Source organism: Nocardioides sp. Root122 (genome assembly GCF_001425025.1).
Taxonomy (GTDB): domain Bacteria; phylum Actinomycetota; class Actinomycetes; order Propionibacteriales; family Nocardioidaceae; genus Nocardioides.
In genome coordinates this window covers 327129-346214 of sequence record NZ_LMDE01000009.1, presented here as the reverse complement: position 1 = coordinate 346214, position 19086 = coordinate 327129, and the positions used below count along the sequence as shown (strand labels likewise).

At 70.0% G+C, this 19086-nt stretch carries 16 protein-coding genes; all 16 read right to left on the bottom strand.

The window, feature by feature from the left end; all coding sequences use genetic code 11:
* Positions 1-242 precede the first annotated feature (242 nt).
* The 16 genes from ASC64_RS08930 to ASC64_RS08855 all read right to left on the bottom strand — a co-directional run bounded on the left by ASC64_RS08930 (position 243) and on the right by ASC64_RS08855 (position 19074).
* Positions 243-1031 (bottom strand): J domain-containing protein, encoded by a 789-nt coding sequence (locus ASC64_RS08930; protein ID WP_056907164.1) that lies wholly within the window; start codon positions 1029-1031, stop codon positions 243-245.
* A complete protein-coding gene (locus tag ASC64_RS08925) occupies positions 1028-1690 on the bottom strand; it encodes a hypothetical protein (protein WP_056907163.1) in 663 nt (220 codons plus the stop codon). The genes ASC64_RS08930 and ASC64_RS08925 overlap by 4 nt, the downstream gene beginning before the upstream one ends.
* Before the next feature lie 46 nt (positions 1691-1736).
* Positions 1737-3050 (bottom strand): MCE family protein, encoded by a 1314-nt coding sequence (locus ASC64_RS08920; RefSeq protein WP_056907162.1) that lies wholly within the window; start codon positions 3048-3050, stop codon positions 1737-1739.
* Entirely contained in the window at positions 3047-4489 is a 1443-nt protein-coding gene (locus tag ASC64_RS08915; protein ID WP_056907161.1) for an MCE family protein, read from the bottom strand. The genes ASC64_RS08920 and ASC64_RS08915 overlap by 4 nt, the downstream gene beginning before the upstream one ends.
* Positions 4486-5631 (bottom strand): MCE family protein, encoded by a 1146-nt coding sequence (locus ASC64_RS08910; protein WP_056907160.1) that lies wholly within the window; start codon positions 5629-5631, stop codon positions 4486-4488. The genes ASC64_RS08915 and ASC64_RS08910 overlap by 4 nt, the downstream gene beginning before the upstream one ends.
* 2 nt (positions 5632-5633) lie before the next feature.
* Positions 5634-6605 (bottom strand): MCE family protein, encoded by a 972-nt coding sequence (locus tag ASC64_RS08905; protein ID WP_056907159.1) that lies wholly within the window; start codon positions 6603-6605, stop codon positions 5634-5636.
* Entirely contained in the window at positions 6602-7639 is a 1038-nt protein-coding gene (locus tag ASC64_RS08900; RefSeq protein ID WP_056907158.1) for an MCE family protein, read from the bottom strand. Before ASC64_RS08900 ends, ASC64_RS08905 begins: the two co-directional genes overlap by 4 nt.
* Entirely contained in the window at positions 7636-8910 is a 1275-nt protein-coding gene (locus ASC64_RS08895; RefSeq protein ID WP_056907157.1) for an MCE family protein, read from the bottom strand. Before ASC64_RS08895 ends, ASC64_RS08900 begins: the two co-directional genes overlap by 4 nt.
* 7 nt (positions 8911-8917) lie before the next feature.
* Complete coding sequence (locus ASC64_RS08890; RefSeq protein ID WP_056907156.1) at positions 8918-9742, bottom strand: MlaE family ABC transporter permease; 825 nt, start codon at positions 9740-9742, stop codon at positions 8918-8920.
* 9 nt (positions 9743-9751) lie between these two features.
* Complete coding sequence (locus tag ASC64_RS08885; protein ID WP_056907155.1) at positions 9752-10537, bottom strand: MlaE family ABC transporter permease; 786 nt, start codon at positions 10535-10537, stop codon at positions 9752-9754.
* A gap of 6 nt (positions 10538-10543) precedes the next feature.
* Positions 10544-11500, bottom strand: a complete 957-nt coding sequence (locus tag ASC64_RS08880) for an ABC transporter ATP-binding protein (RefSeq protein ID WP_056907154.1) — start codon at positions 11498-11500, stop codon at positions 10544-10546.
* Positions 11501-11691: 191 nt separating this feature from the next.
* The gene (locus ASC64_RS08875) at positions 11692-12672 is read right to left on the bottom strand and encodes an electron transfer flavoprotein subunit alpha/FixB family protein (RefSeq protein ID WP_056907153.1); all 981 of its coding nucleotides are present in this window, start codon (positions 12670-12672) and stop codon (positions 11692-11694) included.
* Positions 12669-13445 carry an electron transfer flavoprotein subunit beta/FixA family protein gene (locus tag ASC64_RS08870; RefSeq protein ID WP_056907152.1) on the bottom strand — a complete coding sequence of 259 codons (777 nt, stop codon included), beginning with the start codon at positions 13443-13445 and terminating at the stop codon, positions 12669-12671. The genes ASC64_RS08875 and ASC64_RS08870 overlap by 4 nt, the downstream gene beginning before the upstream one ends.
* A 91-nt stretch (positions 13446-13536) precedes the next feature.
* Entirely contained in the window at positions 13537-16062 is a 2526-nt protein-coding gene (locus tag ASC64_RS08865; protein WP_056907151.1) for a GcvT family protein, read from the bottom strand.
* Positions 16063-16187: 125 nt separating this feature from the next.
* Positions 16188-17930, bottom strand: coding sequence for a BCCT family transporter (locus ASC64_RS08860; RefSeq protein ID WP_156385099.1), 1743 nt, complete (start codon positions 17928-17930; stop codon positions 16188-16190).
* A 154-nt stretch (positions 17931-18084) separates the two neighbouring features.
* A complete protein-coding gene (locus tag ASC64_RS08855; protein ID WP_056907150.1) occupies positions 18085-19074 on the bottom strand; it encodes an ABC transporter substrate-binding protein in 990 nt (329 codons plus the stop codon).
* Positions 19075-19086 lie beyond the last annotated feature (12 nt).

Below are 19086 nucleotides of genomic sequence, written 5' to 3'. Positions count from 1 at the left end.
CGCGCGGCCAAGAGGTGTCCTCACAGATGAGCAAGTGATCGGCGCCAGCCGACCACCACGACAGCCGTCCGGAGGGCGTCGGGCATCTGAGGGCAGGCGCAAAGATCCACGATAGCGCACTTGTGGACACGCCTCAAACGCGGGGTCAATTTCCCGAAGGGAGGAGCGCCACGCGTTGGCCACGACTATGAACGCCGAAGGGCCCCGGGTCAAGCAGAACGCGCCGAACCCACCCGGTCGGGCTAGCCCTGCACGGGCGAGGTGACGAGGTCGTCGACCAGCCACTGGCCGTCGACGAGCTGCATGGACAGCGTCACCTGGTCCTTGTAGACGGTCGGCTCGGCGCTCAGCTTGTTGGTGGTGGGGCGGTCGACGAAGACCAGCACCTGCACCCGGTCGCCGGCCGCGCGGACGATGCCGGACGCGACGACCTCGGCGGTGACCTTGGTCCTGGTCCGGGGCGCGTTGTCCTCCAGCACGGCGAAGAGCTTGTCGTACTCGGACTTGTAGCTGCCCGTCATCAGCGCCGTCGCGGCGTCCTGGTCGGCCTCGAGGTGCTCGTAGTCGTAGGACAGCACCGGCACGACGGCTCGCTCGGCCGCCACCTGGGCGTCGCGTGCCGCGGCACCGTCGCCCTGCTCGCCCGCGGTCCACATCCACACCACCGCGGCGACGAGGCCCGCGGCGAGGACGCCGAGGCCGGCCAGCAGCCACGTGGGCACGCCCCGACCCGGCCGCTCGTCGCCCGGGGTCGCGGTGCGAGTCGCGGCGACGGGCGCCCGGTCGCCGTCCTCGACCGGCGGGGGCGTGGGCTCGTGGTCGCCCTCGGCCGCGTCGTCGGGCAGCGAGGCGTCGTAGGCCGCGCGCCCGGCGGGGTCGAGCAGCACCTTGGCCGCGCGGTTGAGGGCGTCGAAGCGCTGGTCACCCGGCTCGAGGTCGGCGATGTGGGTCTTCCAGGCAGCGCGCACCTCGTCGGCGGAGGCGTCGCGCGAGACGTCGAGGAGGTCGTACCAGGTGGGTGCGTCGCTCACGGCGTGATCCCCTCCCCCGTGCCGGACCCGCTGCCGGCGGGGGTGTCCCCGCTGCTGACGGGCGTGAAGTCGTCGACGAGCCACTCGCCGTCGATCGTCACGAGGTCGACGGTGAACCGGAACGGCAGTGGCTCCTGGTCGACGGTCGCGGACTTCTTGCCCGAGCCCTGGGCGTAGCTGTCGTTGAACGCGCCCGCGACCAGCACCCGCGCGGAGTCGTCGTCGATGGAGGACACCGCGGTGGCGAACACGTCGGCGGTGCGGGTGATCCGTCCCTGCGCGACGAGCTGCTCGGCCGCGGCGACCTCCTTGTCGAAGTCGGCGGCGAACTTGGGCGTGATCACCTCGCGCACCTGGGCGCGGTAGTCGGGCATCTGCCCGGACCCGTCGACCATGTCGGGGCTGTAGGTGCCCAGCCGCTTGACGAACTGGTCGGTCATGCTCATCACCTGCTCGCGCTCGTCGACCTGGTCGAGGCCGCCGCCGGTGGGCGCACGACCTCCGGCCGACAGCCAGACGAGCAGGGCGACGCAGACCGCGACCACGAGCGCGAGCCCCGCGGCGAGCAGCACGCGCCAGCGCGGCGCGCGCGCCGGGGTGCGGCCGGGCGTGGCCTCGGCGGGCTCGCGCCGCTGGGCGCGTTCGGACAGCACGGACATGTTCCCTCCCTCGGAACCAGGCTCCTCCTCCAAGGAGCCTGCATCATCAACGACCGCGACGCCCGGACGTCACGCCCTCACCGAGCAACGGCTCCAGGTAGAGCCACTTCCAGCTGTCCTCGCCGAGCGTGCGGGGCGAGGCGACGCGGGGGCCGAGGAGGCGGTCGATCTCCGCCGGGTCCGCGGTCAGGGCGCCGGTCGCCGGGTCGTAGGCGAAGTCGGCGTCGCCCCACCCCGTCGCCGCGCGGGGCGCCTGGATGTTCTGGGCGCCGCGGGCGTTCGTCTTCGACGCCGGGGCGGTGCACCCGGCGTCCTCCTTCATGGGTCGGTTGCTGCCGTCGAGCGGCGAGCGGCGGTCGGTGCCCTCGTAGCCCTGGAGGCACACCGGCGGGTCGGTGGTGAGGACCATGCCGAAGTGCGCGTCGTAGAGCCCGGTGCCGGGCGACTTCGACACGACGGTGAAGCCGCCCTCGACGACGTAGGGGTAGAGCACGAGCAGCTGCTCCACGCCGTCGAGGTGCTTGACGACGATCTCGCCGGTGGTGACCAGGTTGTTGATCAGCTCGCCGAGCTCGACCTCGTTGTCCTCGAGGAAGGTGCGCAGCTCGTTGGCGCCCACGGACCCGTCCTCGATGAGCCGGCGCAGGTCCTTGTCGTGGTCGGCGACGGTGGTGGAGAACGTCGAGAGGTCGCGGGCGAAGCGCCGGAAGGCACCCTCGGAGGCGATCTGGCCCTTCAGCACGGTGTTGCTGTCGCGGATCAGGTCGACGGTGACCCCGAAGTTCTCGTCGGCCGCGGTGATGAACGCGTTGCTGCTGTCGAGGATCGTCTGGAGGTCCTCGCCGGCACCGTTGAACGCCTTGCCGAACTCGGAGGTGACCGTGCGCAGGTCCTCCTGGTCGACGCTGCGCACCGTCTCGTCGAGGTGGGTCAGGAGCGTGTCGGTCTGGATCGGCGTGGTGGTGCGGTCACGGGCGATCTCGGACTCGTCCTGCAGGAACGGGCCCTTGTCGCTCTGCGGCTGCAGCTCGACGTACTGCTCGCCCACCGCGGAGCGGTTGCCGACGAGGGCGTGCGCGTCCGCCGGGATCCGGTCGAACTCGTCGTCGATGTCGAGCAGCAGGTCGACGCCGTCGTGGGTGAGCCGGAGCTCCTCGACCTGGCCGACGCGCACGCCGCGGTAGGAGACCTCGGCGCCCGCGAAGGCGCCTCCCGAGTCGGCGAAGTGCGCGACGACGGTGTAGCTCTGGTCGAGGAACACCCGGTCGAGCCGGGCATAGCGCGCACCGACGAAGCTGACGCCGACCAGCGTGATGAGGGCGAACACCAGGAGCTGGACCTTGGTCCGACGCGTGATCATCGCTGCACCATCCCGGGGACGAGGAGGCTGACGAGCGCGGGGTCGTAGAGCTCGGTGAGGTCACCGACCGTGGGCCCGCGCCGGCGATCGGGTGGGGCTCCCGAGGGGTACGCGCCGGGGCGGGGCAGGCCCGGCAGCGTGATGGTGGGGAGCGTCGGGAGCGGGACCGTCGGCAGCGACGGGGTGGGCAGGGGCACCGTGGGGGTGCCCGACCCGCCGCACAGCCCGGGCACGGGGTACTGCTGGCACACGACGCTGATGACCGAGCCGGGGAGGCCGAGGCAGGCGGTGACGTCACCGCGGCGCAGGCCCTCGAGGCAGTCGTTGATGGCGTCGATCGCGTCCTGGCACAGCCGGCTCGTGTCGGGGAGGGGCCCGTCCTGCGGCAGAGCGCTCAGCGGGATGCAGGCCTCGGTCGGCAACGTGGTCGGGATCGTGGTCGGGATGCCCGTCAGGTCGACGTCGAGGGTGATCGAGAGGTTGGTGTAGTCGCCCATGTGGAGGTTGCGGGCGACCTGAGGGTCACGGCCGACGACCTCGTCCACGAAGGGGTAGGTCAAGAAGACGTGGAAGGCGTTGGTGAAGTCGTCGCCCGACGCCGCGAGCTGGGTGAGCACCGGGTTCAGGCGGCGCAGCGAGGTGATCGTGGAGTCCTTCGACCTCGCGATGACGTCGACGGCGACCGACGAGAGCCGGTCCAGCGACTGGAGCATCTCGACGAGGTCGTCACGCTGGCGGTCGATGGACTCCAGGGCGCTGGGGAGCTCGTCGAGCGCCCGGTCGATCGTCGGCAGCTGCTTCTCGGCCGCGATAGCGAGCCGGTTGAGCTGCTCGATGGCGTCGACGATGTCGGCCTTGTTGTCGTCGACCTGTCCCATGAAGGTGCGCAGGTTGCGCAGGACGGACCTCGCTGAGTCCTCACGACCCTCGAGCGCCGCGTTGAGCTCCTGCGTGATCGTCTTGAGCTGGGCGACCCCGCCGCCGTTGAGCAGCAGGCTCAGCGCGCCGAGCACCTCCTCGACCTCGGGGTTGCGACCCGCGCGCTCGATGGGGATCGTGTCGCCGTCGCTGAGCGGGTTGCTGCTGGCGCCCTGGTCCGGCGCGCTCAGCTCGACGAACTTCTCCCCGAGCAGGCTCGTCTGGCGCAGCTCGGCCACCGCGTTGTCGGGCAGCTCCACGTCACGGCGTACCTGCAGGGTGACGAGCGCCTGGTAGCCCTCGAGGTCGATCGCGGTCACCTTGCCGACGCTGACGTCGTTGACCTTGACCGTCGACTGGGGCACGAGGTCCAGGACGTCGGCGAACTCGACCTTGACGGTGATCGGGTCCTCGCCCACGTCGGGACCGCCGGGCAGGGGTAGGCCGTAGACGCTGAAGTCGCAGGCCGACAGGAACATCGCCGCCAGCACGCCCAGCACGAGCACCTTCACGCGCTTCATCGCTCCACCTCCACGAGACCGCCGAGGGTGGGGTCGAAGACGTCCTGGGCCGGCAGCCGGTCGGGCTTGCCGAGCGCGCCGGGCCGGGAGCGGCCCAGCAGGTCGGTGATCCGGTCGCAGACCTGCCCCGAGCGCTCGACCTGGCCGACGAAGCCGCAGAGGAGCGCGGCCGGGTCGGCCTGGAGCTGGTTGATCGTCTCCCCGAAGTTGGCGCGGGTGTCGAGGGTGCCGGCCTGCGGGTTGTAGGTCAGCGCGAGGTTGTTGAGCGCACCGGGGGCGACGTGCAGGATCTCGTCGAGCGCGGCCCGCTGGCGTACGAGCACCTTGGAGACCCGGTTGAGGCCGGAGATGTTGCGGCTCAGCGAGTCCTTGTTCTCCTCCACGAAGCCCTTCACCGAGGTGAGGGCGACCGAGAGGTTCCTGGTGGCCGCCACGAGCTCCTGGCGCTCCCCCGCCAGCATCGTCGACACGTCGGCGAGCGACTGGTTGAACTGCCGGACAGTCTGGTCGTTGTCGGCGAGGGTCTGCATGAACCCCTCGAGCGCCTGGACCGAGCCGAAGAGCTCCTCCTTGTTGCCCGCCAGCGTGGCGCTGAGGCGGGAGAAGTCCTTGATGGTCTGGCGGAACGTGGTGCCCTGGCCGCCGAAGTTGTCCGCGGTCACCGAGAGCAGGTCGGACAGCGCACCGGTCCTGTTGGCGCCCCGGGGACCGAGGGCCACGTTGAGCCGGTCGAGGCTGTCGTAGATCTGGTCGAGCTCGAGCGGCTCGGCGGTCTCCTCGACGCTCAGCTCGGCGCCGTCGGTGAGCACGTCGCCGGTGCCGGGGTAGGCCGGCGTGAGCTGGACGTAGCGGTCGCCGACCACCGACGGCGCGATGATCACCGCCTTCGCGTCGGCCGGTAGCTTGACCGTGTCGTCGTAGGCCATGGTGACGGTGACGTCGGTGCCGGTGGGCTCGACGCGGGTCACGGTGCCGACGGGCACGCCGAGCACCCGCACGTCGCTGCCCTCGTAGACGGAGATCGTGCGCGGGAAGTGGGCGACGACGGTCTTGGTGCTGTCGCCGCCGAAGACGCTGACGGCGGCCGCGACGAGGAAGCCGAGCACGACCAGCGGGACGAGGAGACGCTTGACGAGGTCCATGGTCAGCCCACCTGCGGAACCGGGGGGAAGTTGGCGATCCACGTGTCGAACCACGGCCCCGTGCCCAGGGTGTTGGCGAACACCCGGTAGAACGGCGCCATCAGCCGCAGGCTGCTGTCGAGGTTGTCCTCGTTCTTGTTGAGGACGGCGACGACGTTCTCCAGGTGGGCCAGGGCGGGCTTGAGGTCCGCGCGCGACTGCTTGATCAGGGCGGTCAGCTCCTTGGACAGCGTGGTGCTCGACACGAGCAGGTCGTGCACCGCCTCGCGGCGGGCGACCAGGGCGCGGAACAGCACGTCGCTGTCCTTCATCAGCGCGATGATGTCCTCGTCGCGGGCGTCGAGGACCTTCGAGACCCGCTCGAGGTTCTGCAGCAGGGTGTTGAGCTGCTCGTCCTTGGCGGCCACGTTGGCCGAGAGCCGGCTCAGCCCGGTCAGCGCACCGCGGAACTCCTCGGGGGTGTTGCGGGTCAGGTCTGCCAGGGTGGTCAGCGACTCGGCGAGCTGGTCGGTGTCGATCTGCTCCGACGTCGAGGCCAGGCCCTCGAACGCCTCGACCACGTCGAACGGCGAGGAGGTCCGCTCCGCAGGGATCGTGGCGCCCTCGTCGAGCTGGCCGCCGCCGGCCGGCTCGAGGGCGAGGAACATCGAGCCCAGGATGGTCTTGACCTTGATCGCGGCCCGGGTCTCGGTGCCGAACTCGGCCGTGTCGTCGACCTTGAAGCTCACCTCGACCTGGTCGTCGGCGAGCTCGATCTCGTCGACCTTGCCCACCCGTACGCCGGCGATGCGCACCTCGTCGTTGACCTTCAGACCGCCCGCCTCGGTGAACATCGCGTGGTAGGTGTCGCCACCACCGATCACCGGCAGGTCGTCGGCACGCAGCGCGGCCACCATCACGGTCGCCATGACGACGAGGCACACGGCCCCGACGACGATCGGGTTGCGCTCACGGAACGGCTTGAAGTGGGTCATCCCAGGTCACACCTGTCGGAGCCGGTGTTGTACTTCACCGGGATCGAGGTCCCGGCGGGGAGGTTGACCCGGCCCTGGAACTCGCAGAGGTAGAAGTTGAAGAACGAGCCGTAGATCGCGGTGCGGCCGATCTTGTCGAGCTTGATCGGCAGCACCTGCAGGGCCCGGTCGAGCTCGGCCTTGTTCTTGTCGATGTTGCCGGCGACCGCGCGCAGCTCCTTGATGTCCTTGACGAACGGCTCGCGGATCCCGTCGATCAGCGAGGCGGTCTGGACGGACAGGTCCGAGACGTCCTCGAGCGAGTCGAGGATCGCGTTGCGGTCCTTCTTCAGCCCGCCGACCAGGGTGCGGAAGGAGTCGATGAGGCGGGTCAGCTGCTTGTCGCGGTCGGCCACGTGGTCGAGGACGAGGGACAGGTTGTCGATGAGGTCGCCGATGACCTGGTCACGGTCGGCGAGCGTCGAGGTGACCGAGGCGGTGTGCGCCAGCAGGCCCTCCAGGGTGCCGCCCTCGCCCTGGAAGACCTGGACGAGCTCGTAGGAGAGCTGGTTGACGTCCTCGGGCGACAGCGCCTGGAAGAGCGGCTTGAAGCCGTTGAAGAGCACGGTCAGGTCGAGCGCGGGGTGGGTGCGCGAGACCGGGATGGTCGAACCGCCCGGCAGCCGCTTCGTGTCACCGACCTCCTGGGTCAGCGAGATGTAGCGCTGACCGACGAGGTTGCGGTAGCGGATCGCGGCGTTGGTGCCGCCGTTGACCGAGGTGTCGTCGGCCACCGAGAACGTGACCAGCGCGCGGGTGCGGTCGATGATCTCCACGTCGTCGACCGTCCCGACCCGGACACCGGCGACGCGGATGTCGTCGCCCTTGTTCACACCGGTGGCGTCGGTGAACTCGGCCTTGTACTCCCGCGAGGAGCCGAAGCCGATGTTGCCGATGGTCACCACGAGGACCGCCGTGGCGAGCGACGTCACCACCACGAAGACCACCAGCTTGACCAGGTCGACGGACGTCTTCTTGTCGAGGAGCCGGCTCATCGCAGCGACACCTCCGCCCCGCGCGCCATCGGGCCGACCAGCAGCACGCCCAGGTCGGGTACGTCGTCCGCGCTGACGCCGAGCCCCGGGGCGAGCAGCGCCTTGAGCAGCGCCGACTCGTCGCGGCCGCCCGCATAGCCGGCGGCGGTGCCCGACCAGCCGGGTCCGACGCGGCTCGTGCCCTTGCCGGTGGGCTCGTCGACGCCGTCCACGAAGTTGGGCTGGTGGGTGACCGGGTTGCTCTGCGACCACGGCGGGGTGGGCAGGCGGCCGCAGTAGTAGCCGCGCTTGTCGCCGTAGACGGGGGCGTCCTGCGGGCCGTAGGCGCGGGGCTGGTTGGGCAGCGTCTCGAGGACGATGTGCAGCGTGAAGCCGCGGAAGGCCTGGGCCTGCAGCTTGCCGGCACCGACGATGCCACCCAGCAGGCACGGGTAGCCGGGGGCGTAGCGCGCGAAGACCTCGAGCTGGGCGGCGGCCAGGTCGCCGAGGCGCACCAGGTTGTCGCCGTTGTCGCGGGTGAACCGCTCGGCCACCGCGGCGAACTTCGAGACGTCGTTGAAGAGCGCCTTCAGCTTCTCCTCGCGGTCCTCGAGCGTCCCGGTGGTGGTGATCGTGTTGCGCAGGATGGTGGCCACCTCGGGCAGCACGTCGGCGTAGGTGTCGGACACCCGGGCGGTGAGCCTCAGGTCCTCGATCAGGCCGGGGAGCTCGGGGTTGAAGCGGGTGAGGTAGTCGTCGAGCGTCTCGAGGCTCTGGCCGAGCTGCTCGCCGCGGCCCTCGAGGGCGGTCGCGATGGCGTTGAGCGTGGTGTTGAGGTCGGCCGGCTGGACGGCCCGCAGGAGGGGGTAGAGGTCGCTGAGCACCTGCTCGACCTCGATCGAGAGGTTGGTGCGCTGGATCTCGTCGCCGTCGGCGATGGGCGCGGCGTCCGACCCGCCGTCGGGCACGACCAGCGAGACGAACTTCTCGCCGAACAGGGTCTTGGGGAGGATCGAGGCGGTGACGTCCTCGGGGATGTCGGTGGTGCGGTCCTTGTAGAGGCCGAGCGTCACGTCGGCGCCCTCGGCGGTCGGCTCGTAGTCGAGCACCTCGCCGACGATGACGCCCTTGATCTTCACGTCGGCGCGCTGCGGGAGCTGCAGACCGATCCGCGACGCGTGCACGACGACCTCGTCGTAGTCGCTGAACTTCTTGGTGAACACGCCGTAGGTCGCCCACACGCCGGTGAGCATCACCACGAGGAAGACGACTCCCAGGGACTTGCGCCTCATCGCCCGCTCACCCGGCCAGCCGCACGGTAGTGGCCGCGCCCCAGATGGCCATGGACAGGAACAGGTCGAGCACGTTGATGGCGACGATGCTGGTGCGCACCGCGCGACCCACGGCGACGCCCACCCCGGCAGGTCCGCCGGACGCGGTGTAGCCGTGGTAGCAGTGGATGAGGATGACGGTGACGGCGAACACCAGCACCTTGCCGAACGACCAGAGCACGTCGCCCGGCGGCAGGAACGCGTTGAAGTAGTGGTCGTAGGTGCCCGAGGACTGGCCGTAGATCTGCGTGACCACCAGGCGGCTCGCGAAGTACGACGACAGCAGCCCCACGACGTACAGCGGGATGATGGCGATCAGGCCACCGATGACCCGGGTGGCGACCAGGAACGGCATCGACGGGATCGCCATCACCTCGAGGGCGTCGACCTCCTCCGAGATCCGCATCGCACCGAGCTGGGCGGTGAAGCCGCAGCCGACGGTGGCGGCCAGCGCGATCCCGGCGACCAGCGGGGCGATCTCGCGGGTGTTGAAGTAGGCCGAGACGAAGCCGGAGAAGGCGGCCGTGCCGAGCTGGTTGAGCGCGGCGTAGCCCGAGAGGCCGACCTGGGCGCCGGTGAAGAAGGTCATGCCGATGATCACGCCGACCGTGCCGCCGATGACGGCGAGCGCACCCGAGCCGAGGGTGACCTCGGCGAGGATCCGCATGATCTCGCGCGGGTAGCGGGTGACCGAGCGGGGCACCGCCTTGAGCACGCCGATGTGGAAGGAGAGCTGCTCACCCAGGCTGTCGAGCGAGGCGAGGGGCTTGCCGTAGATGTCCTTGAGGGCCATGGCGTCGCGTCACCCGCCCTTCGGGGGGATGATCTGGAGGTAGATCATGCTCAGGACGAAGTTGGCGACGAAGAGCAGCAGGAAGGTGATGACCACCGACTCGTTGACCGCGTCGCCCACGCCCTTCGGGCCGCCGTTGGCGTTCATGCCCTTGTAGGACGCCACGATCGCGGCGATCAGGCCGAAGACGAGGGCCTTGATCAGGCCGATCCACAGGTCGGGAAGCTGGGCGAGGGCGGTGAAGCTGGCGAGGTACGCGCCGGGGGTGCCGTCCTGGAGGATCACGTTGAAGACGTAGCCGCCGGTCACGCCGACCACGCTGACCATGCCGTTGAGGAAGAACGCGACGAGCATGCAGGCGAGCACGCGCGGCACGACCAGGCGCTGGATCGGGTCGATGCCCAGCACCATCATCGCGTCGAGCTCCTCGCGGATCTTGCGCGCGCCCAGGTCGGCGGCGATGGCCGAGCCTCCGGCGCCGGCGATCAGCAGGGCCGTGCCGATCGGCGCCGCCTGCTGGACGACCGCCAGCACCGATGCCGAGCCGGTGAACGACTGCGCGCCGAACTGCTTGATCAGCCCACCCACCTGCAGCGCGATGACGGCGCCGAACGGGATGGCGACCAGGGCGGTCGGGACGATCGTCACCGACGCGATGAACCACGCCTGCTGGATGAACTCGCGCAGCTGGAAGGGCCGGCGGAACAGCCCGCGGAACACGTCGAGGGCGAAGGCGAACAGGTTGCCGGCGACGCCGATCGGCGCCAGTGCGCGCGAGGACAGTGAGGAGGCCATGGCAGGTCAGGCCCCCGGTGCCAGGCCGGCGTTGCTGGACTCGAAGGAGCCGGGAGGAGGCGTGACGCCGTGCTCGCGGCACCACTCCCCCGCGGGCCGCTGGCTCCGGCGTGGGATGCCGTTGGACGGGTCGAGCTGCAGCGGGATCGGCGGCAGCGGGGGCAGCTCCTGGCCGGCCTCGGCGGCGAGCTCGTCGGCGTCCTTCTCCTCCGACATGCCGATGGGGCCCACCTTCTGGGCGTTGAGGAACTGGCGTACGACGGGCTCCTCCGAGCTGAGCAGCTCCTCGCGGGGGCCGAACATCGCGAGGTGACGGTGGTAGAGCAGCCCGATGTTGTCGGGGACCGTGCGCGCGGTGTTGATGTCGTGGGTGACGATCAGGAACGTCGCGTCGATCTGGGCGTTGAGGTCGACGATGAGCTGGTTGAGGAACGCCGTGCGCACCGGGTCGAGGCCGGAGTCGGGCTCGTCGAAGAGCACGATCTCGGGGTCGAGCACCAGCGCCCGGGCGAGGCCGGCGCGCTTGCGCATGCCGCCGGAGATCTCGCCGGGGAGCTTGTCCTCGGAGCCGAGCAGGCCGACGAGGTCCATCTTCTCCATGACGATGTCGCGGACCTCGGACTCGGACTTGCGGGTGTGCTCACGCAGCGGGAAGGCGACGTTGTCGTAGAGGTTCATCGAGCCGAACATCGCGCCGTCCTGGAACAGCACGCCGAAGAGCTTGCGGATCTCGTAGAGGTCACGCTCCGAGCAGCTGGCGATGTCGGTGCCCTCGATGAGGATCGAGCCCTTGTCGGGCTTGATCAGCCCGATCAGGGTCTTGAGGAAGACCGACTTGCCCGTGCCCGAGGGCCCGAGCATCACGCAGATCTCGCCCGCGGGGATGGTCAGCGTCACGTCGCCCCAGATCAGCTGCTTGCCGAACGACTTCGTGAGGTCGTCGACCTTGATCTCGACACCCATGTATCCGGACCTTCCTCCCCGCCCCTACTACTGGGTAGTCCAACGCCGGACTGCGCGAGAGGTTACGCCCTGGTGCGACGCTCGTCACTCGCCCGTGAGGGCGAGTCGGGCGCGGCTGCGCGCGAGCAGAGTGTGGTCGCCATGACGCACCCCGTACGTCACCAGGACCGCGGTCAGCGCCTCAGCCCCACTCAGCCCCTGCGGCGCCGGATCTCCTCGTTGATCGCGGGCACGACCTCGTGGAGGTCGCCGATCACCGCGTGGGTCGCCTTGGTGACCATCGGGGCGTCGGCGTCGGTGTTGATGGCGAGGATCGCCTTGGCGCTGCTGCACCCCGCCCAGTGCTGGATGGCACCGCTGATGCCGCACGGGATGTAGAGGTCGGGCGAGATCCGGCTCCCGGTCTGGCCGACCTGCTCGTGGTGCGGCCGCCAGCCCAGCGAGGTCACCACGCGGGAGACCCCGAGCGAGGCGCCGAGCAGCTCGGTGAGCTCGAGGATCTCGCCGAAGCCGTCGGCGGAGCCGGCCCCACGACCGGCACCGACGACGACCTTGGCGGACTTGAGCGTGCCCGACAGGTCGGGCTCGGGCTCCTCCGTGGAGACCACACGGGCGAGGAGGTCGGCCTCGGCCACCTCGGGGGTCTCGACGACCAGCTCGCCGGCGCCGGGGGCGTCGGCCGGCTGCGCCTGGACCGCGTGGCCGGCGACGGTGAACACCGCGGGCCGCGACGGCAGCTGCATCTCCTCCAGCGCCGCGCCGCCGACCACCTGCCGGGTGACGGTGAAGGGTGAGAGCCCGCCGAAGGAGAGCACGTTGGCGGCCATCGGCACACCGCTGCGCGCGGCCACGTGGGCCATCACCTCGTTGCCGCGCGAGGTGCCGGCGGCCATGACCACGACCGAGCCGGCCGTCTCCCGCACCGCGAGCAGGCCGGCGGCCCACGCGGCGCCGGCGAAGGCGTCGTACGCCGGACCGGTGAGCGCGTGCACGCGGCGCACGCCGTACGAGCCGAGCAGCCCGACGAGCCCGTCCGCGGGAGTGCCGACCACGACGGCGTCGATCGGCACGCCACCGCCGGCGCCGGACAGCTGGCGGGCGAAGGTGATCGCCTCGCGCGACGTCTCCACGGCCTCACCCTCGGGCGTGACCTCGACCAGCACCAGGATCATCGGGAGAGCACCCCCAGCTCCTCGAGGAGGTCGACGACGGCCGGCGCGGCGGCGGCGCCGGTGCCGAGGACCTGGACGCTCGACGGTGCCGGTGGCGGGAGGACCAGCCGGACGCGGGAGGGGCCCGCCGGCTCGGCCACCGGGGTGCGCTCCTCGATCCCGACCTTCTTGGCCTTCATCCGGCCGGGGACCGTCGGGTAGCGCGGCTCCACGCCCCCCTCCAGCACCGTGACCACGGCGGGCAGGGGCAGCCGGTAGGTCTCGTGTCCGTCGGGGCCGTCACCGCTGGCGGTGACCTCGCCGTCGGCCACGCTCACGCGGCTGACGCCGTTGACCACCGGCCAGCCCAGCTCGTAGGCGAGGCGGATGCCCACCTGGAAGTCGCCGCTGTCGGCCGCGTCGTTGCCGAGCAGAACCAGGTCGTGCGGGGTGCCCGCCTCAGCATGGTCCCGGACGACCGCCGCGATCTCGCGGGCCACGTCGGCAGGGCCGAAGGCCTGCGCGTCGGCCACGACGTGGGTGGCCGCCGTGCAGCCGACGGCCAGCGCGGAGCGCAGCTGCTCCACGGCGTCGGCGTCGCCGAGCGTGAGGACCGTGGCGGCGCCGCCTCCGGCACCCGCGACCTGCACCGCGATCTCCACCGCGCACTCCTCGTGCGCGCTCATCGTGAAGCCGGCGTAGCGACCGTCCACGCCCTGCGCGTCGTCGGTCAGGACGATCTCGCTGGACGCGTCGACGACGCGCTTGATGCAGACGAGCGGACTCACACTCATACGGCCACCTCCATCGAGGGATCGGGGTCCCCGCGGCGTTGTTCGGCGGAGGAGCGGAGCGGGGGAGACGAAGAACGCCGTGGGGTGATCTTCATCTGATTCTCTCGTTGGTCGGGTCGAGGAGCGGCGTCGCGTCGACCGAGCCGACGGTCACGGGGTAGAGCTCCTCCATGTAGGACACGGCGAGCTCGTTGCCGATCACGGCCTCCTCCGGAGGGAGGTAGGCCAGCAGCACGTGCTTGCCCAGCGAGGGTGCCGAGCCCGCGCTGGTGACGTAGGGGTGGTGGCCGTGCCCGTCGGTGAGCGTGCCGCCGTCGCGGGTGCGGATCGGCTCGCCGCCGAGCATGTAGCGCCTGGTCCCCGACGCCGAGGTGTGGTCGTCGACCGTCAGCGTGCAGAGCACCGCCTGCGGCGCCGCGTCGCGCTGCGCGAGGTAGGCCTCCTTGCCGATGAAGTCGGCGGCCTTGACCTTGGGTCGCTGCATGCCGGCCTCGATGATGGTGCGCTCGCTGTCGAGCTCGGCGCCGTAGGCGCGGTAGCCCTTCTCGATGCGGCCGGTGGTGCCGTAGACACCGATCCCGGCGGGTACGGCGCCGTGCGGGGCGCCCGCCTCCAGCAGGCTCTCCCACAGGTCGGCTGCCCGGTCCATCGGGACGTAGAGCTCCCAGCCCAGCTCGCCGACGTAGGAGATCCGGGAGGCGAGGACGCGCACGCCGCCCAGGTCGACCTCCCGGCACGTCAGGAACCCGAAGCCGGCGTCGGAGACGTCGTCGGAGGTCAGCGACGCGACGATGTCGCGGGCGCGGGGACCCCAGATGCCGATCGTGGACACGTCGTCGGTGAGGTCGGTCAGCGTGGTGGTCCCCCCGTCCGGCAGCTGCCCGGAGAACCACGCCCGGTCGGCCATGCCGTGGGCACCGCCGGTGACCACGCGGAAGTGGTCATCGCCGAGCCGCATCACGGTGAGGTCGGAGCGGAAGCCGCCCTTGGCGTCGAGCACCGGGGTGTAGATCACCTTGCCGACCGCCACGTCGCACTGGGCGACGCAGGTCCTCTGCACGACGTCGAGCGCCTCGGGACCCTCGATGTCGAAGATGCAGAACGCCGACAGGTCGATGACCGCGGCGGCCTCGCGCATCCGGAGGTGCTCGGCGTTGATGATCGGGCTCCACCAGCGCGAGTCCCACTCGTGCTCGCGCGGCATGACCGCGTCGCCGTACTGCTCGAGGAGGCCGGCGTTGGACTCGTACCAGAACGGGCGCTCCCATCCCGCGGTCTCGAAGAAGACCGCGCCCAGCTTCTGCTGCGAGTCGTGCATCGGCGAGAGCCGCTGGTCGCGGTCGGACTCGTACTGCTCGGCCGGGTGGACGATCCCGTAGGTCTTGATGAACGACTCGGTCGTGCGCAGGCGGGTGTGCTCGCGGCGCTTCTGGTGCTGGTGGAAGCGGGCGATGTCGCTGTGGTGCAGGTCGATCTCGGAGTGGCCGTCGGTCATCCACTCGGCGACCGCGCGGCCGACGCCTGGACCCTCCTTGATCCAGACCGCGGCGGCGGTCCAGAGGCCGGCGACCTCGCTCTCGCCCAGGATCGGGTTGCCGTCGCAGGTCAGCGACAGCAGGCCGTTGATGGCGTAGCGGATCTCCGCGCCCTCGGCCCCGAGGAGCTCCGGCATCAGCTCGTAGGCCTGCTCGAGCTGGGGGTCGAAGTCGTCCTCGGTGAAGGGCATCTCCGTCGGCGAGAGCTTGGCCTGGTCGATCGACGGGATGTCCTCGGGCTCGTGGAGGATCGCGCGGTGGGCGTAGGAGCCGACCTCCATGTCGGCCCCGTGCTGGCGCTCGTAGCAGAAGGTGTCCATGTCACGGACGATCGGGAAGGAGATCTCCCCCTCCTTCTCCGCCAGCTGGGGGCAGGGCCCGACGCTGATCATCTGGTGCACCGCAGGGGTCAGCGGGATGCTGATCCCGGCCATGTCGCCGAGCTTCGGGCTCCACACGCCGGCCGCGATGACCACCGTGCCTGCCTCGATGTCGCCGCCCGTGGTGCGCACGCGGGTGATCCGACGGCGGCCGTGCGGTCCCTCCTCGGTGTCGAGCCCGACGACCTCGACGGTGGGTACGACGGTGAGCTCACCCGTCGCGAGGGCGCGCTCGCGCATGATCGTGCCGGCCCGCAGCGAGTCGACGACGCCGACCCCAGGGGTCCAGAACGCGCCGATGAACTGGTCGGTCTCGATGAAGGGCACCTTGTCCTTCACGAACTCCGGCGAGACGAGCTCGGCCTCGATCCCCCACGCCTTCGCGCTGGACATGCGGCGCCGCAGCTCCTCCATCCGCTCCTCGGTCCGGGCGATCTCGAAGCCGCCGGACTCGGTGAAGACGCCCATCTCCTTGTACTGCGCCACGGAGTCGAGCGTGATGTCGGTGATCTCGCGGGAGTGGTCGACGGTGAAGATGAAGTTGGAGGCGTGGCCGGTGGAGCCCCCCGGGTTGGGCAGCGGCCCCTTGTCGATCTGCACGACGTTCTTCCACCCCAGGCGGGTGAGGTGGTGGACGAGGCTGTTGCCGACGATGCCGGCTCCGATCACGACGACGTCGGCGGTCGCGGGGACCTCGGCCATGGCTGCCTCCTGCAAGGGAATCGGTTGTTGCGTATCACGCAACGAGTTGCGCTATGTGCGACATGCTGAAATCTACGTCGACGCCCCCGGCCGCTGTCAAGGAGTCGGGGGCGCCGGCGGACGGCTCACGAGGCGCTGATCGGACGGCCCTCGGCGTCCGTCTCGGGCATCGGGTCGCCGGTGACCTCCTCGGGATCGGCGCCGAGTGCCGCGAGGGCGACGGTCTGGTTCTCCATGGAGTCGTAGTGCTGCGCATGGATGACGGCCTTGCGCACCCGCGACGGGAGCGTCGACTCGTAGGGCTCGGCCCGCAGCGCCTTCAGGAGCGAGACGCACATCGCGCAGATGACGAGCATGAAGGGCCCGGCCACGATGATCACCAATGTCTGGAGGGCCTGCAGGCCACCGGAGAAGAGCAGCACGCCGGCGACGGCGCCCTGCGCGACGCCCCAGAAGATGATCAGCCAGCGCATCGGCTCCTCCTTGCCGTGCTGGCTCAGCATGCCCATCACGATCGAGGCGGAGTCGGCGCCGGTGATGAAGAAGATCGCCACGAGGAAGACCGCGAGCACCACCGTGATGCTCGAGAGCGGGTACTGGCGCAGCGTGGTGAACAGCGCGCTCTCGGTGCCGTTCTCCCCCGCCAGCACCTTGCCGAGGTCCTTCGCGCCCGACAGCTGCAGGTCGAAGGCCGCGCCGGCCAGGATCGAGAACCACACGAACGACACCACGCTCGGCACCAGGATCACGTAGACGACGAACTGGCGGATCGTGCGGCCCTTGGAGATGCGCGCGATGAACATCCCGACGAAGGGCGTCCAGGAGATCCACCAGGCCCAGTAGAAGATCGTCCAGGTGCTCAGGAACTCGCTGCCGCCGAACGCACCCGTGCGGAACGCCATCGTGGGCAGGTGCGTGAGGTAGCCGCCGAGCGACTCGGTGAAGGTGCTCAGGATGAAGACGGTCGGTCCGACCACGAAGAGGAAGAACACCAGCACCACGGCCGCGATCGCGTTGGCGTTGGAGAGGAACTGCACGCCCTTCTCGATGCCCGTCACGGCCGACACCACGAAGCAGGCCGTCAGCACCGCGATGACGATGACCGTCAGCCACTTGGACTGCCCGCTGCCGAAGACGTCGTCGAGGCCACCGGTGATCTGCAGCGCGCCGAGACCCAGCGACGTGGCGGAGCCGAAGAGCGTCGCGAAGATCGCGATCACGTCGATCGCCTTGCCCGGTCCGCCCTTGGCACGCGCGCCGAGCAGCGGGCCGAACGCGCCCGAGACCAGGTTGCCCGCCCCCTTGCGGTAGGCGAAGTACCCGATGGCCAGTCCGATGACGGCGTACATCGACCAGGGGTGGAAGCCCCAGTGGAAGAAGGCGTACTCCATCGCGACCCGCGCGCTGTCCGGGGTGGACGGGTCGCCCCGGCCCGGCGGGATGCTGCTCGCGTCGGTGGCCGTGAGGTAGGTCAGTGGCTCGGCGACGCCCCAGAACATCAGGCCGATGCCCATGCCGGTCGCGAACATCATCGAGACCCAGGAGAAGGTGGAGAACTCCGGCTCCGAGTCGTCGGGGCCCAGCCGGATGTTGCCGTAGCGCGTCACCGCGAGGTAGGCCGAGAACAGCAGGAACATCGCACTGACCAGGATGAACAGCCAGCCGAAGTTCTTCTCCAGCCACGCCAGGGTGTCACCCGTGGCCGTGCCCATCCCCGCTGAGTCGAGCGTCCCCCACAGCAGGAACGCCACCGCGACGGCGGCCGCGGTCCCGAAGGTCACCTTGTCGAGCGGGAAGTGGGTCTCCCCCTCGATCGGAGGCGGCACGACGTGGTCCCGGTGGATGTGCGAAGGATCTTTGATGGCCATGGCGCCCTCCCGAGTGTGTTGCGCCAAGCGCAACACCGTGCGTGATCTGCAACACAACTAGTCGTCACAGTGCTCCGCCCCCAGACGGGCTGTCAAGGCTCGTCCGGGGGCGGGCGCGGTGCACCGATCACGTGCACCGATCACACGCTGTGCGTCACCCGAGCCACGCGTCCACCTTGTCCTGGTTCTCCTCGATCCACTTCGCGGCCGCATCCTCCGGGGACATCTTGTCGGCGGCGATGTAGCCGGCGACCACGTTCTGGTCCTCGTTGGTCCAGGTGAAGTTCTTCACCAGGTCGACCGCCGTGGAGTCCGAGGCCGCCCAGTCGGTGCCGACGATCTTCTTCAGCTCGGTCTCCGGGTAGTCGCAGGCCACGGTCTGCGGGTCGTCCTGGCACCCGTCCTCGTAGGGCGGGAGCGAGACGCGCTGCATGGCGACCTCGGCGTTGAAGTACTGCGGCTCGTACCAGTAGCCGATGACCCACTCCTTGTTCTCCTCGGCCTTGCGGAACGCCTCGATGGAGGCGGCCTCGCTTCCCGAGAAGACGACCTTGAAGTCGAGGTCGAGGTTGCTCACGATCGCCTCGTCGAACTGCACGTAGGACGGGTCGGCGCCGAGGAACTGGCCCTTGCCGCCGGACTCCGACGTCTCGAACTCGGAGGCGTACTTGTTGAGGTTCTTCCAGTCGAGGATGTCGGGGTGCTCCTCGGCGAGCCACGGCGGCACGAACCAGCCGATGATGCCGACGTTGCCCTGCGGCCCGAAGTCCTCGGCGGTGCCGTCGCCCTGGTCGGCGAAGAACTTCTTCTCCAGGTCCGGGTGGCCCCAGTCCTCGATCACGACGTCCACCTCGCCGGTGCCGAACCCCTGCCAGGAGACGTCCTCCTTGAGCTCCTTGTAGTTCACCGTGCAGCCGAGCTCCTTCTCGGCCACGGCGCCGACAACGTACGCGCTCGCCTCGTAGCCGACCCACGGGTTGACGGCCATGTTGAGGTCGCCGCACTCTCCCCCGCCCTCGGCAGCCTTCTCCTCGTTGGCCGTGGTCTGCTCGTCGATCGACCCACCGCCGCAGGCGGACAGCGCCATCACGGCGACGGTGGCGAGAGCGCCGAGGCGGGCTCCTCGGCTTCTGGCAATCCTCATGTGCTGCTCCTC